Raw genomic sequence first — 13,348 nt, forward strand, 5'->3', positions numbered from 1 at the left:
CGTCGGATTCAAGTTCATGACTGCCCCGGCGTCAACCGTCCCGGTCTCGAGAGGTGAACAACCCGATGCGGACAGCACATCCGGTCGACGAGTGGAATCGCCTGGGCAGCAGGCAGGTCGCGGCCAATGGCATCGAACTGCGGGTGGTCGAGCACGGCGAGGGCGCGCCGGTGGTGTTCTGCCACGGGTTCCCGGAGCTCGGCTTCTCGTGGCGGCATCAGGTGTTCGCGCTGGCCGAGGCCGGTTTCCGGACGCTGACACCGGATATGCGCGGCTACGGCGGCAGTTCGCGACCGGCCGGGATCGAGGCGTACGACCTGCTCACGGTGTGCCGGGATCTGGTCGGGCTGCTCGACGCGTACGGGCTCGAGGACGCGATCTTCGTGGGCCACGACTGGGGCGCGTCGGTGGTGTGGCATCTGGCCCGCGAGTTCCCGGAGCGGGTGCGGGCGGTGGCGGGGCTGAGCGTGCCCGCCACCCCGCGCTCGTCGGCGCCGCCGCTGCCGATCATGCGCAAGCGGCTGGGTGAGGACTTCTACATGGTGTGGTTCCAGGAGCCCGGCGTCGCGGACGCTGTGCTGGCGGCGGATGTGCGGCGCACGCTGTTGCGTGACGATATCGTCACCGCCGCGACGTTCCTGGACACCGGCGAGCCGGAGCCGCCGCTGCCGCCGTGGCTCAGCGAACCCGAATTCGATTACTACGCGAAGGCTTTCACCCGGACCGGGTTCACCGGCGGGCTGAACTACTACCGCACTCTCGATCTGACCTGGGAGCTGACCGCGCACCTGGAGGGCGTGAAGATCGACTGCCCGTCGCTGTTCATCGCCGGGTCGACCGATCCGGTCATCCGTTTCACGCCGATGCACAAGATGGCGGCGATGCTCGGTGATCTGCGCGGCTCGCTCATCCTCGACGGCGCGGGCCACTGGATTCAGCAGCAGCGGCCCGAGGAGGTCAATGCCGCGCTGATCGAATTCGCGCGCGGTCTGGGCTGATCGGTCAGTCCGTTTTCAGTTGCAGCGCGTTCACCCACAGCTGGGTCAGGGTGGTGACGAGTTTCTCGAACGGAATCCGTTGCTTCTGAACGAAAACCATCGACGCCATCCGGCTCACCATGGCAGACAGCGCGTGCGCGGTGATCATCGGATCCAGGTCGGCACTGGCCTGCCCGGATTCCTGCAGTTCGCGGATCATGCGCGCGTTGCGCTGCGCGAACGCCTTCCCGCGTTCCATCCGCATGCGCCGGAAGTTCTCGTCGATCTGGGCGACCTGTTCGAACAGGGCCATGAGCCGGGCATTGCGCTTGTAGGACAACAGGTAATCACGGTTGGCCGCCTCGATCAGGGCGCGCGGATCGGTGATCCCGCTGCGCTCACGCACATGCGGATGCAGCATCTCCTCCGACACCTGCTCGACCAGCGCGGCGAAGATCTCTTCCTTGCTGTCGAAGTAGGTGTAGAAGGATCCGGCCGCCATGCCCGCGGTCTTGGAGATGTCGGCGATCTTGGCGTCCAGGTAGCCGTCCCGCTCGAACACCTCCCGCGCGGCCGCGATCAGCGCACCCCGGGTCCGCTGTCCACGCCGGGTGGGCGGCTCGGCCCGCCGCGACGCACTCTCGCCTGCCATCGATTCGGACGCCAAAACTGATCACTGCCTGTCGTTTCGCGGATGATTCTCCAGGCAGCAACCGTATCAATACGGGCGGGCCGGACAGCACAGGACGGCGCGCGCCCGCCCATCCACCGTTCGGCGGCGGCTCGGGTGGAGACTGGGCGGATGCAGGATGCCTCGCAGGTGATCGTGGTGGACGCCGCCAATGTGGTCGGGTCGCGGCCGGACGGATGGTGGCGCGACCGGGCCGGGGCGGCGCGGCGGCTGCTCGGCGAGCTGGGTGCGCTGCGGACGCGGCTGCCCGGGTCGACGCGGATCATCGTGGTGTTGGAGGGAGCGGCCAAGGCCGCCGCCGACCGGGGCGGTGACGGGCACGCCGCCGACGGTGAGAGCGGTTCGGACGGGTCGGCGGGAGTGCGCGTCGTGCTGGCCGGCGGGTCCGGCGACGACACGATCGTCGAGGTGGTGGCCGCCGAGGTCGGGGGCTCGGATCCCATGCCCGCGATCACGGTGGTGACGGCCGATCGCGGATTGCGGGCGCGGGTCGAATCCCTCGGCGCGACAACGGTCGGGCCCGGCTGGCTTCGAAACCACCTGTCGTAGCCGGTCTTCCACCCCCTGGTGATCGCGTTTACCCCGATACCGCCCTGAGGCGATATCCCCCGCGGGTGGGATTTCCCGGGCCGCAGTTTTCGGTAGGTTCGGAACGGTGCAGCCGCCGTTGAACGTTCGTCTGCGCGGGGTGGGCCTGATAATCGGGGTGCTCTGCGTGTCCCTGCTGGGTTCCTGGTTCGCGCCCCAGGCCCGGGCCGACGGGGCCGCGAGCGGCGGCGATCTGACCGTGGCGCAGTCACTCGGGGCCCGGGAGCTGACCGTTGTGGTGCGGCGGGCCGAGGCCGGACCGTTGCGGGTCGAGGTCGTGACGCACGCGGGGACGGCGCCGGGGACGCTCGCGCTCACCGCGACGCCCATCGATCGTGGGGGTGAGACATCCACGGGGACTGTCGAGCTCGGGGATCGGCCCGGCATCTACGCCGCCACCCTGCGGGTGGATCACGCGGGACCGTGGGAATTGACCGTCGCCGATGGCGAACGCATCGCGCGGATACCGTTCCTCGTGGCCGCGCGGGTGGTGACGCCCTGGGAGCGGGCGGCTTACGGCGGATTCTTCGCGGCCGGAGCGCTGCTGCTGGTGGCATTGGGCACCGCGCTGCTCTCCAAGCGGGGCTGGCCGACCTTGATTCCGGTGGGCGCGCTGATCGCCGCGGTGACGGTGGGCACGACCGGGGCGGTGTTGTCATCGCACGCACCGCAGCCGCGGCCCGCGGGCAGTCTGCTCGATCCGACCTCGGGCAATGTCGGAAATCCGTATCCGGAGCGGGATCTGCCGCTGACCGCGAACTACTCACGGCCCCCAGCCAATCTGACGGTGCGCGCGCAGCCCGCCGACACGGGCAAGCCGACCGAGCTCGCGCTGTCGCTGACCGATTCGGCGACGGGGCGGCCGGTGGACGACCTGCTGGTCAGCGATGACGCGCTCCTGCATCTGATGGTGGTCGGGCCGTCCGGACGGCTGTGGCATCGGCATCCGATCCGGATCGCGCCCGGCGAATATCGGGTCAGCCTGGGGTCCACCGAATCCGGTGACTACGCGGTGGCCGCCGAAATCGCCCGGCGCGGTGGCGGCGTGCAATTGCTGCGCTCCTCGCTGCGGATCAGTGGCCGAGGCGACTCCGGTCCCGGTGATGGCCAGGGCGCCGCGGCGAGCGGAGCGACGCTGACCACGACCGAGACGGTCTCGGGTGAACCCACCACGCTCACCGCCGCATTCGGCGGCCCGGCCGATCTCCAGCCCTGGCTGGGCATGGTCGGCCATCTCATCGCGGTCGGCCCGCTGCCCGACGGGGTGCCCGCCGGAACGGCCGCGGCCACCGTCCCCATCTGGGCGCACGCGCACGCCATGGCACCGCTGCCCGCCGTCGGCTCGCAACCACCCGACGAGACCGTGGCCGCGTTCGGCCCGAATGTGGCTTTCACCTTCACTTTTCCACTGCCCGGCCGGTACCTGGTGTGGGCGCAGGCCGAGCGCGGCTACTCGGTGATGACCGTTCCGGCCACCGTCGACGTTCGAGCGGGGGTCCCGCAATGACCAAGCGCACCGGGATGATCGTGGCCGTCGTCGCCGTACTGGCGGCGGTCGCGGCGTGGCTGTGGTGGCCCGCCGATGCCGCGCCATCGGTGTCCCGCAGCGCCGCCGGGCCCTATCAGGTGGAACTGCGGGTGTCCAGCGGCTCCGCGCACGCCGGTGACAACACCGTCGATCTCGCGATCACCGACGCCCAGGGCACGGCCGCGGCACCGGACAAGGTGTCGGTGGAGCCCGCCATGCCGCAGATGGGCCATGCCCTCCCGCCGAGCACCGCCACCGTGATCACGCCGGGCCACTACCGGGCGACGGTGACGCTGCCGATGCCCGGGCAGTGGGAGATCGCCGTGAAACTGTCCGGCGCACCGGGTTCCGGGAGCGCCGTCTTCTCCGTTCCGGCCCATTGAATCGAAGGAAAGAGGATCAGGAGCAGCACATGGACCTCACCGCCAATGGTCGCGGGCTCCCCGCCGAAGCGACCGCACCGATCACCGTCCGCCCCTGGCTACCCGCGGCGATCCTCTTCGCCGCCAGCATGACCTTCGCGGTCGGGTCCACCTGGGACATCCAGTGGCACACCGATGTCGGACCCGACACCTTCTTCACCCTGCCGCACCTGTTCATCTACGCCAGCGCGGCGGTCGCCGGATTCACCGGTCTGACAGTCATTCTCATCACCACCGCCGCCGGGCGTGCGGGCCGCCGGGTGGACGGCGAACTGGGCGGTCCTGGTATCGGCGTGTTCGGCCGCACCTTCACCGCGCCGCTCGGCTACATGGTGGCCGCCCTCGGCGCGGCCTCGTTCCTGCTGTACGGGCTGTGGGATCTGTGGTGGCACAGCCTCTACGGGTTCGACGCCATCATCGACTCGCCGCCGCACATCGGATTGTTCCTGTCCAGCACGGTGATCTCGGTCGGCACGGTGATCGTGTTCGCGGCGGCGCGGGCGCACCGGTGGGGGCGGGTGGGCGCGCTGTTCGCGCTGGCGCATCTGGCGACGTCGAGCACCGTCACCGCGCTGGCGGTGCAGCGGCTCAGCGTCGGGTCGGTGCGGTGGACCGTGGCGGTCACCGCGTTCATGGTGATCCTGCTGATGGTGGTCGGCGCCGGCTTCGAACGGTGGGGCGCGACCGTCACCGCGGTCTTCGCCTCCGGCATCCAGGGCGTGTTCTGGTGGTTCGCGCCGTGGGCGGCCCGGACCTACGCCGATTTCGTGGGATTGCCCATGCGCGAACACATTCGGGGTATTCCGGCGACACCGGCGCTCATCCCGTTCTGCCTGATCCCCGTCGGCATCGTGATCGACGTGCTCCTGCGCCGCGCCGACGCCCGCGCCCGCCTGCTGCCCGTCCTGGCCGGCGCCCTCGGCGGGGCGATCATCGGCGGCTTCAACCCCGTCCAGCAGATCATCATCTACGACGCCCACCTACCCCGGGCCACGGTCATCGTGGCCACCACCGTCGCGGCCGCCGTGCTCGGCGCGCTGGCCGGGTACCTGGGCCGGCCGTTCGGCGAGATGCTGCGTCTGGCCGCCCCCTCCGAGAAGGTCAGCGCATGATCAACCGCCTCGTCACCCTCGCCGCAACGCTTTTCGCGATCATCGGACTGACCGCGGCCACCGCGGGCACGGCGTCGGCTTATCAACCGGTGAATATCGTGCACACCGAACACGTGCAGGCAGGGCCGTATTCGATAACCGTGGGATTCAGCGAATGGCCGCTGCGCGCCATGCAATCCCTGGACTTCACCTTCATCCCCGACGGCGGTGTCGACGACAAGACCGGCACCCTCACCGAATACCTGCCCAATGGCAAAGTCCGCCGCGCCGAACCCCTTTCCCGGCATCCGCGCAAGCGCGACGTGTGGGGGTTGGACGTCCGCTCGCTCGACCAAGAGGGCTCCTGGAAATTCCATTTCGTCATCGACGGCCCGCAGGGGCGCGGTGAAGGCGACCTCACCAACCTCCAGGTCCTCGAACAGCCCGGTCCCCCACTGGGTATCAGCTGGGCGATCAGCACTCTTCCGTTGATCGGCCTGATCGCGTTCCTCGTCTACGCGTGGCGCCGCAACCGCCGCCCGGCCCCGGTCATGCAACCTGCCTGATGGCTGGCCGATAGTCCCGACGAGAGGGCGGGACTATCGGCTGAACGGGCGGGCGCGGGTGAGGATTTCGTCGACGGTCTGGGAGACCGTCAAGTCGGACGTGTCGAGCCAGAGGCCCAATTGCGGGGTGTCGTTGCGAAGCCCGGTATCGAGGTCGGCAACCGTGAAGGTGCCGTAAGCCTTCTTCGCGCGACCCGACTCCCGCCGCGCCACCGCCTCCTGACTCGGCGCCAGGACCACCACGTACAGCGGATCCGTACGGATCTCGCCGATCAGATATGGCAGCATCGCACCGAGCACGACATCCTGCAGTACCGCGGTGAACCCGGCATCGGCGTAGGCGTCGACGGTTCGGGCCGCGAGCCGGTGGCGGAGGCGCAGTTGCTCGACCGCTTCGGGGGTGGGATCGGGCGACATGTCCTCACGACCGCTCACCACGAAGCGGCGAAAGACGTCGCCTCGAACATGAGCTGACCGTGGAAGCCGCTCTGCAAGCGCCTGGGCGACAGTCGATTTCCCCGACGCCTGGATACCGGTGATCAGATACACCGCTGGGGTGGGCGAGGCCGAACGGGATTCGTGGGTTCCGGGCACGATTCGAACATAGCCGAACCACTCTTTCCACGGGCGAAGCTTCAGTGCCCGGTAGAAGACAATTCGCCACGGAGATGTCCCGCGAATTATCTTGCCGGACAGCATAATTGGCATCCACGGCAGAGCCGAAATTGAGAGAATAGAAACATGAATTGGGGCGGGCAGGTTCTCAGCGACGAAGCCACGGTGGCAGACGCCACCGAGCTCGTTTCTGACGCCCTGAGCGTGCTCGTCCACGATTCTCTGGACTCGCTTTCCGATGAGGATCTCGTGGATATGTCGCGGGATTGGGAATCGACGCGGCGGCGGATGGCCGCCTTCGAGCACAAGATGATTCGCGAGGTGGAGAATCGCGGGTTGCCGGAGAAGGCCGGAGTGAAGCGGACTTCGAAGTACCTGGAGCAGACGCTGCGGATCGGTCATGCGGACGCCTCCAGCTGGCCCACTTCGCCGCCACCTCCACCCCCGACGACCTGCCCAAGATCGGTGACCGGCTCCTCGGTTACCTCGATCCCGATGGGCGTCTCACCGATGACACCGACCGGCAGCGGCGTCGCGGCATCACCCTCGGCAAGCAGGGCGTGGATGGGATGTCCACCCTGACCGCCGAGCTGACCCCTGTCGCACGAGCTGTCCTGGATCCGATCTTCGCGAGCCTGTCCCAGCCGGGCATGTGCAACCCGCAAAACTACATAGAGTGTGGTTACCTCGCCTGCCCTACCGGACTCGAGCTGACGCCAGGTTCGGATCCGTCCCCACCGATCCCGTCCCACGGACTGCACGGATCACCTTCTACAAACAACACCCAGCCCCATCTCTTCGTCTTCCCGGGACGACGCGCGGCCGAGTCGTGAGTGGGGCTGGTACCTGAGCGGGCCTCGCAAGCTCGGGCACCCTCTCCCTTCTCCAGGCGTCTTTTGTCTTTACACGCCGATGATCTCTGCGTGTATCGACTGCACCCACGGTCCGGTTCGCCTAGCGTGAGCACGTTGGCGTCGAGAGGGGTCGAAGATGCGGGCCGGAATGTTGAGCGTGACGGACCTGGTGGCCGCGGTCGAGGCGGGCACCGTGGACACGGTGCTGGTGGCCATGACCGACATGCAGGGGAGATTGCAGGGAAAACGTTGCTCGGCACGGTATTTCGTGGAGGAAGTGCTGAACCACGCCACCGAGGCCTGCGACTATCTGCTCGCTGTGGATGTGGAGATGACCACCGTCGACGGCTACGACATGTCGTCCTGGGACACCGGCTACGGCGACTTCGTCCTGCGCCCGGACCTGAGCACCCTGCGACTGCTGCCCTGGCTGCCCGGCACCGCCCTGGTGCTGTGCGACGTCGAGCAGGTCGACACCCACGGCGACCACGGACGACCGGTGCCCGCCTCCCCCAGGCAGGTGCTGCGCGCGCAGCTGGATCGCCTGGCCGAGCATGGGTTGTACGCCTACGTCGGCACCGAACTCGAGTTCCTCGTCTTCGACGACACCTACGAGTCCGCGTTCCGCGGCGGCTACCGGGACCTGACTCCCGCCAACCAGTACAACGTCGACTATTCGATGCTCGGCACCGCGCGCATCGAACCCTTGCTGCGTCGCATCCGCACCGAAATGTCCGGCGCGGGAATGTATGTCGAGTCCGCCAAGGGCGAATGCAACCCCGGCCAGCACGAGATCGCCTTCCGCTACGACGAGGCGCTGGTCACCTGCGACAACCACAGCATCTACAAGACCGGCGCGAAGGAGATCGCGGCGCAAGACGGCCGCAGCATCACCTTCATGGCGAAATACAATGAGCGGGAAGGCAATTCCTGCCACATTCACATCAGCCTGCGCAATGCGGGCGGCGAGCCGGTATTCACCGACGGCGACGGCCCCTCGAAGCTGATGCGGCACTTCATCGCCGGGCAGCTGGACTCCCTGCGGGACCTCACCTACTTCCTGGCTCCGAACATCAACTCCTACAAGCGCTTCCAGGCCGGAAGCTTCGCCCCGACCGCGCTGGCCTGGGGCCGCGACAATCGCACCTGCGCCCTGCGCACCGTCGGCCACGGCCCGTCGCTGCGTGTGGAGAACCGCATCCCCGGCGGCGACGTGAACCCGTACCTGGCCGTCGCGGCGGTCATCGCCGCGGGGCTGCACGGTATCGATCAGCGGCTCCCCCTGGAGCCGGAGTTCCACGGCAACGCCTACAGCTCCAACCGCCCGCGCGTACCGAAGACCCTGCGCGAGGCGGCGCACCTGTTCGGCGAGAGCAAGGTCGCCCAGCAGGCGTTCGGCGCGGACGTGGTGCGGCATTACCGCAATGCCGCACAGGTCGAGCTGGACGCTTACGATGCGGCGGTGACCGATTGGGAGCGCATCCGTGGCTTCGAACGACTCTGACCCCGCACCGCGGCCGATCATCGGCCTGCCCACCTACTCCGAACGCACCCGGTTCGGCCACTGGGACGTGGACGCTGCCGTGCTGGCGCGCACCTACGTGGACCTGACCGAGCGGGCGGGCGGGATTCCGGTCCTGCTGCCGCCCACCGGCGCCGCGCGGCCCGAGCTGATCGAGCGTCTCGACGGCCTCGTGCTCACCGGTGGCGCGGACCTGGATCCGGCCCGCTACGGCGCGGCGCCCCATCCCGAGACGGGTAGACCGCGGCTCGACCGCGACGAATCGGAATTCGGGCTGTTCGAGCTGGCGCGGGAGGCTGGTCTGCCGATCCTGGCGATCTGCCGCGGACTCCAGCTCGTGAACGCCGCCCTCGGCGGCACCCTGCACCAGCACGTCCCGGATGTGGTCGGCCACACCGATCATTCACGCACGCCCGGCGTCTTCACGGTCACGACCGTCACCACCGTGCCGGGCACCCGGCTGGCGGAGATCACCGGCCCGGAGTTGAAGGCGCACTGCCACCACCATCAGGCCATCGACACCCTCGCCCCCGAGCTCACCGTCGCCGCGCACGCCCAGGACGGCATCGTCGAGGCGGCCGAGACCCTCGACGGACCGTTCCTGCTGGGCGTGCAATGGCATCCGGAGGAGAACGCGACCGAGACCCGCCTCATGCGGGCCCTGGTCGATCAGGCCGCACAGTACGCGAAGGAGCGCAACCGGTGACCACGACCGACGTCGTCAACCCCGCCACCGAGACCGTGGTGGCCACCATCGAAGCGGCCGACGCGGCCGCCACCGACGCCGCCATCGAACGCGCCCACCGCGCGTCGGCCGGCTGGCGGGCCGTCTCCCCCGGCGATCGGGCGCGGCTGCTGCGCCGCTTCGCCGAGGCGGTCGACGCCGAGATCGAACAGCTCGCCCGGCTCGAGGTGAGCAATGCGGGCCACACCATCGGCAATGCCCGCTGGGAGGCCGGCAATGTCCGCGATGTGCTGCACTACAGCGCGGGCATGCCGGAACGGTTGACGGGCAATCAGATTCCGGTGGCGGGCGGGGTGAACATCACCTTCTGCGAACCGCTCGGGGTCGTCGGCATCATCGTGCCCTGGAACTTCCCGATGCCGATCGCGGCGTGGGGCTTCGGGCCGGCGCTCGCGGCCGGGAACACGGTGGTGCTCAAGCCCGCCGAGCTCACCCCGTTGACCGCGATCCGGCTCGGCGAGCTGGCCCTGGAAGCGGGCCTGCCCGAGCATGTCTTCCAGGTGATCCCGGGCCGTGGCTCGGTGGTCGGCGCGCGCTTCGTCACCCACCCGGCCGTGCGCAAGGTGGTGTTCACCGGCTCCACCGAGGTGGGCAAGCAGATCATGGCCGGTTGCGCCGACCAGGTGAAGCGGGTGACGCTCGAACTCGGCGGCAAGAGCGCCAATATCGTGTTCGCCGACGCCGACCTGGAGCGCGCCGCCGCCACCGCACCCTACGGCGTGTTCGACAATGCCGGGCAGGACTGCTGCGCCCGCTCCCGGATCCTGGTGCAGCGCAGCGTCTTCGACCGCTTCCTCGAACTCCTCGAACCGGCCGTGCACGGCGTGCGGGTCGGCGATCCGGGCGAGGAGTCCACCGAGATGGGCCCGCTCATCTCCGCCGCCCACCGCGACCGCGTCGCCGGATTCCTGGAACCGTCGACCAAAGTGGCCTTCACCGGCGCCCGCCCCGACGGTCCCGGATTCTGGTTCCCGCCAACGGTGGTCCTGCCCACCTCACCCACCGACCGGGTGCTCACCGAGGAAGTGTTCGGCCCGGTCGTCGCGGTGCTCCCGTTCGACGACGAGGCCGACGCGCTGCGCATCGCCAATGACACCGAGTACGGTCTGTCCGGCTCGATCTGGACCTCCGACGTCGGCCGCGCCCTGCGGGTCGCGCGCGGCGTCGAGGCGGGGAACCTGTCGGTGAATTCCCATTCCTCCGTGCGGTATTGGACGCCGTTCGGCGGATTCAAGCAGTCCGGCCTGGGCCGGGAGCTGGGACCCGACGCGGCGAGGGCCTTCACCGAAACCAAGAACGTCTTCCTCGCCACCGAATAACCCGCACCGCCGACATCCATCAACCGAAGGAGATACGTTGCAGCGCTTACAGGATCGGGTCGCGGTCGTCACCGGCGGCGGCAGCGGCATCGGACTCGCCACCGTCCGCCGGTTCGCCCAGGAGGGCGCCAAGGTCGTGGTCGGCGATATCGACCCCGTCGCCGGTGAGGCCGCCGCGGCCGAGGTCGGCGGGCTCTACGTGAAGGTCGACGTCACCGACGAGGACCAGGTCCGGGCCATGTTCCAGACCGCCGTGGACACCTACGGCGGCCTCGACATCGCCTTCAACAACGCGGGCATCTCACCGCCGGACGACGATTCGATCCTCACCACCGGCATCGACGCCTGGCGCCGCGTGCAGGAGGTCAATCTGACCTCGGTGTACCTGTGCAGCAAGTACGCGATCGAGCACATGCTCGAGCGCGGCAAGGGCTCGGTCATCAATACCGCGTCGTTCGTGGCGGTGATGGGCGCGGCCACCTCGCAGATCTCCTACACCGCCTCCAAGGGCGGCGTGCTGGCCATGAGCCGGGAACTGGGAGTGCAGTTCGCGCGCCAGGGGATTCGCGTGAACGCGCTGTGCCCCGGACCGGTCAACACTCCCCTGCTGCAGGAGCTGTTCGCCAAGGATCCGGAGCGGGCCGCCCGCCGGCTGGTGCACATTCCGACAGGCCGGTTCGCAGAGCCAGAGGAGATCGCCGCCGCCGTGGCCTTCCTCGCCAGCGACGATTCCTCCTTCATCACCGCCTCGCAGTTCCTGGTCGACGGCGGCATCTCCGGGGCGTACGTCACCCCGCTGTAGTCAGGCGCTGACGGGGGCCTCCTCGGCCTCCGGCGGCTCCTCCACTGTCCGCTTGGGCCCGGTGAACCAGCGCCGGGCCGAGGCGAACCACCAGATGGCGATCGCGCCGACCACCCCGACCAGGGTGATGGGCGCGTAATTCACCGAGTTCCAGGTGAATCCGTCCACCCACGGATACCCGTGATCGTCGGTCGGCAGGATGAACAGCACACTGATCAACACGATCCAGATCAATGCGATGATCCCGACGGGCCGGTGCCAGCGGCCGAGCTGCCACGGCCCGGCCTGGAATCGATCGCCGCGCAGCAGCCGCAGCAGCACCGGAATCCCGTAGGCGATGTAGAGGCCGATGGTGGCCACCGAGGTCGCCGCGGCGTAAGCGGTCGGCGCGTTGGCGGCGGGCACCAGCATCGACGGAATCAGCAGGATGAACGCGAACACCGACACGAAGATGACGGCGTTCACCGGCACCCGCCGCGAGGACAACGTCGCCCACAGCTTGGATCCCGGCACCGCGCCGTCGCGGGCGAAGGCGAACAGCATGCGGGAGGCCGCGGTCACCGAGGCATAGCCGCAGAACAATTGGGCGATGGCGGCGATGATCAGCAGCAGCCCGGACCAGAACGAATTCAGGGAATTCTGCAGGATGTAGATGACCGGATATCCGCTGTTCTTGGTCGGGTCCAGGGCGTCGTCGAGATTCGGGATCGCGAACGTCACCGCCATGATGAGCAGATAGCCCGCGACCGCCGACACCACGATGGTGTTGATGATCCCCTTGGCCGCCATTCGCGAGGCGTCGTGGGTTTCCTCCGACATGTGCGCCGAGGCGTCGTATCCGGTGAACGTGTACTGCGCGTGCAGCAATCCGAGCAGGAAACTGAACGCCACCCCGCCGAAGCCCACGGCACTGTTGTCGACGGTCTTGGTGAACACGAACCCGATGCTCTGATGGTGTTGCGCACCGAATCCCAGCACCACCACGAATATGGCGACGCCGCCCACATGCCACCAGGCCGACACATTGTTGATGACCGCCGACAGGTGCGGGCCGATCACGTTCAGCACCGCGTGCAGCACCAGGATTCCGGAGAACACCAGGAAGATCGCGGTGCGGTCGGTGCCGATGTCGATGCCGATCACATTGAGCACGGCGGTGGTGAAAATGGCCGCGCCGTAATCGATCGCGGCGGTCACCGCGATCTGCCCGATCAGGTTGAACCAGCCGGTGAACCAGCCCCACACCGGCCCGCCCAGTTCCGACGCCCACCAGTACAGGCCGCCGGAAGTCGGGTAGGCCGAGGCCAATTCGGCCATGGCCAGGCCCACGAACAGCACCATCACCGAGACCAGCGGCCAGCCCCACGCCATGGTGATGGGCCCGCCGTTGGCGAGTCCGATCCCGTAGCTGGCCAGGCCGCCGGTGAGAATGGAGACGATGGTGAAGCTGATCGCGAAATTCGAGAATCCCGACCAGGATCGGGCCAATTCCTGTTTGTAGCCGAGTTCGGCGAGCCGCCGTTCGTCATCATCGGATCGAGACTGGGTTGCGGTCATGGGCACTCCCGAGTGAAAACGCCGCCCTCACACGGCGTTTGCCAGGAGCCCAGTGTGCGGCAATCCCGCCG

The 13,348-nt window shown here is 68.4% G+C and carries 14 protein-coding genes; 11 read left to right on the forward strand and 3 right to left on the reverse strand.

Features of this window, described 5'->3' with window-relative positions:
* Positions 1-65: 65 nt before the first annotated feature.
* Complete coding sequence (locus tag ABZ412_RS27250) at positions 66-998, forward strand: alpha/beta hydrolase (protein ID WP_357285372.1); 933 nt, start codon at positions 66-68, stop codon at positions 996-998.
* 4 nt (positions 999-1,002) lie between these two features.
* Here ABZ412_RS27250 and ABZ412_RS27255 read toward each other — a convergent pair whose 3' ends face one another.
* Entirely contained in the window at positions 1,003-1,629 is a 627-nt protein-coding gene (locus ABZ412_RS27255) for a helix-turn-helix domain-containing protein (RefSeq protein ID WP_357285374.1), read from the reverse strand.
* Positions 1,630-1,779: 150 nt separating this feature from the next.
* On the opposite strand from ABZ412_RS27255, the gene ABZ412_RS27260 reads away from it, so the two are divergent.
* The 5 genes from ABZ412_RS27260 (at position 1,780) to ABZ412_RS27280 (ending at position 5,863) form a co-directional block, all read left to right on the forward strand.
* Complete coding sequence (locus ABZ412_RS27260; RefSeq protein WP_357285377.1) at positions 1,780-2,217, forward strand: hypothetical protein; 438 nt, start codon at positions 1,780-1,782, stop codon at positions 2,215-2,217.
* A 166-nt stretch (positions 2,218-2,383) separates the two neighbouring features.
* Entirely contained in the window at positions 2,384-3,763 is a 1,380-nt protein-coding gene (locus tag ABZ412_RS27265; protein ID WP_357285380.1) for a hypothetical protein, read from the forward strand.
* Positions 3,760-4,167: a FixH family protein gene (locus ABZ412_RS27270; RefSeq protein WP_357285382.1), complete on the forward strand. Its 408-nt coding sequence runs from the start codon at positions 3,760-3,762 to the stop codon at positions 4,165-4,167. The genes ABZ412_RS27265 and ABZ412_RS27270 overlap by 4 nt, the downstream gene beginning before the upstream one ends.
* A 29-nt stretch (positions 4,168-4,196) precedes the next feature.
* Positions 4,197-5,318 carry a hypothetical protein gene (locus ABZ412_RS27275; protein WP_357285385.1) on the forward strand — a complete coding sequence of 374 codons (1,122 nt, stop codon included), beginning with the start codon at positions 4,197-4,199 and terminating at the stop codon, positions 5,316-5,318.
* Positions 5,315-5,863 (forward strand): hypothetical protein, encoded by a 549-nt coding sequence (locus ABZ412_RS27280; protein WP_357285388.1) that lies wholly within the window; start codon positions 5,315-5,317, stop codon positions 5,861-5,863. The genes ABZ412_RS27275 and ABZ412_RS27280 overlap by 4 nt, the downstream gene beginning before the upstream one ends.
* 33 nt (positions 5,864-5,896) lie before the next feature.
* On the opposite strand, the gene ABZ412_RS27285 is transcribed toward ABZ412_RS27280, so the two are convergent.
* On the reverse strand, positions 5,897-6,562 hold the full coding sequence (locus tag ABZ412_RS27285) for an AAA family ATPase (protein ID WP_357285678.1): 666 nt from the start codon (positions 6,560-6,562) through the stop codon (positions 5,897-5,899).
* A 182-nt stretch (positions 6,563-6,744) separates the two neighbouring features.
* On the opposite strand from ABZ412_RS27285, the gene ABZ412_RS27290 reads away from it, so the two are divergent.
* The 5 genes from ABZ412_RS27290 to ABZ412_RS27310 all read left to right on the forward strand — a co-directional run bounded on the left by ABZ412_RS27290 (position 6,745) and on the right by ABZ412_RS27310 (position 11,720).
* Entirely contained in the window at positions 6,745-7,311 is a 567-nt protein-coding gene (locus ABZ412_RS27290; RefSeq protein WP_357285390.1) for a DUF222 domain-containing protein, read from the forward strand.
* A 169-nt stretch (positions 7,312-7,480) separates the two neighbouring features.
* The gene (locus ABZ412_RS27295; RefSeq protein ID WP_357285393.1) at positions 7,481-8,836 is read left to right on the forward strand and encodes a glutamine synthetase family protein; all 1,356 of its coding nucleotides are present in this window, start codon (positions 7,481-7,483) and stop codon (positions 8,834-8,836) included.
* Positions 8,817-9,560 carry a gamma-glutamyl-gamma-aminobutyrate hydrolase family protein gene (locus ABZ412_RS27300; RefSeq protein WP_357285396.1) on the forward strand — a complete coding sequence of 248 codons (744 nt, stop codon included), beginning with the start codon at positions 8,817-8,819 and terminating at the stop codon, positions 9,558-9,560. The genes ABZ412_RS27295 and ABZ412_RS27300 overlap by 20 nt, the downstream gene beginning before the upstream one ends.
* The gene (locus ABZ412_RS27305; RefSeq protein WP_357285399.1) at positions 9,557-10,918 is read left to right on the forward strand and encodes an aldehyde dehydrogenase family protein; all 1,362 of its coding nucleotides are present in this window, start codon (positions 9,557-9,559) and stop codon (positions 10,916-10,918) included. Before ABZ412_RS27300 ends, ABZ412_RS27305 begins: the two co-directional genes overlap by 4 nt.
* 37 nt (positions 10,919-10,955) lie before the next feature.
* A complete protein-coding gene (locus tag ABZ412_RS27310) occupies positions 10,956-11,720 on the forward strand; it encodes a 3-oxoacyl-ACP reductase (RefSeq protein ID WP_357083809.1) in 765 nt (254 codons plus the stop codon).
* Here the strand turns inward: ABZ412_RS27310 and ABZ412_RS27315 are convergent, their stop codons facing one another.
* Positions 11,721-13,277, reverse strand: coding sequence for an amino acid permease (locus ABZ412_RS27315; protein ID WP_357285401.1), 1,557 nt, complete (start codon positions 13,275-13,277; stop codon positions 11,721-11,723). It abuts the gene before it with no gap.
* Positions 13,278-13,348 lie beyond the last annotated feature (71 nt).

This window comes from Nocardia sp. NPDC005746 (genome assembly GCF_040630785.1).
GTDB lineage: Bacteria > Actinomycetota > Actinomycetes > Mycobacteriales > Mycobacteriaceae > Nocardia.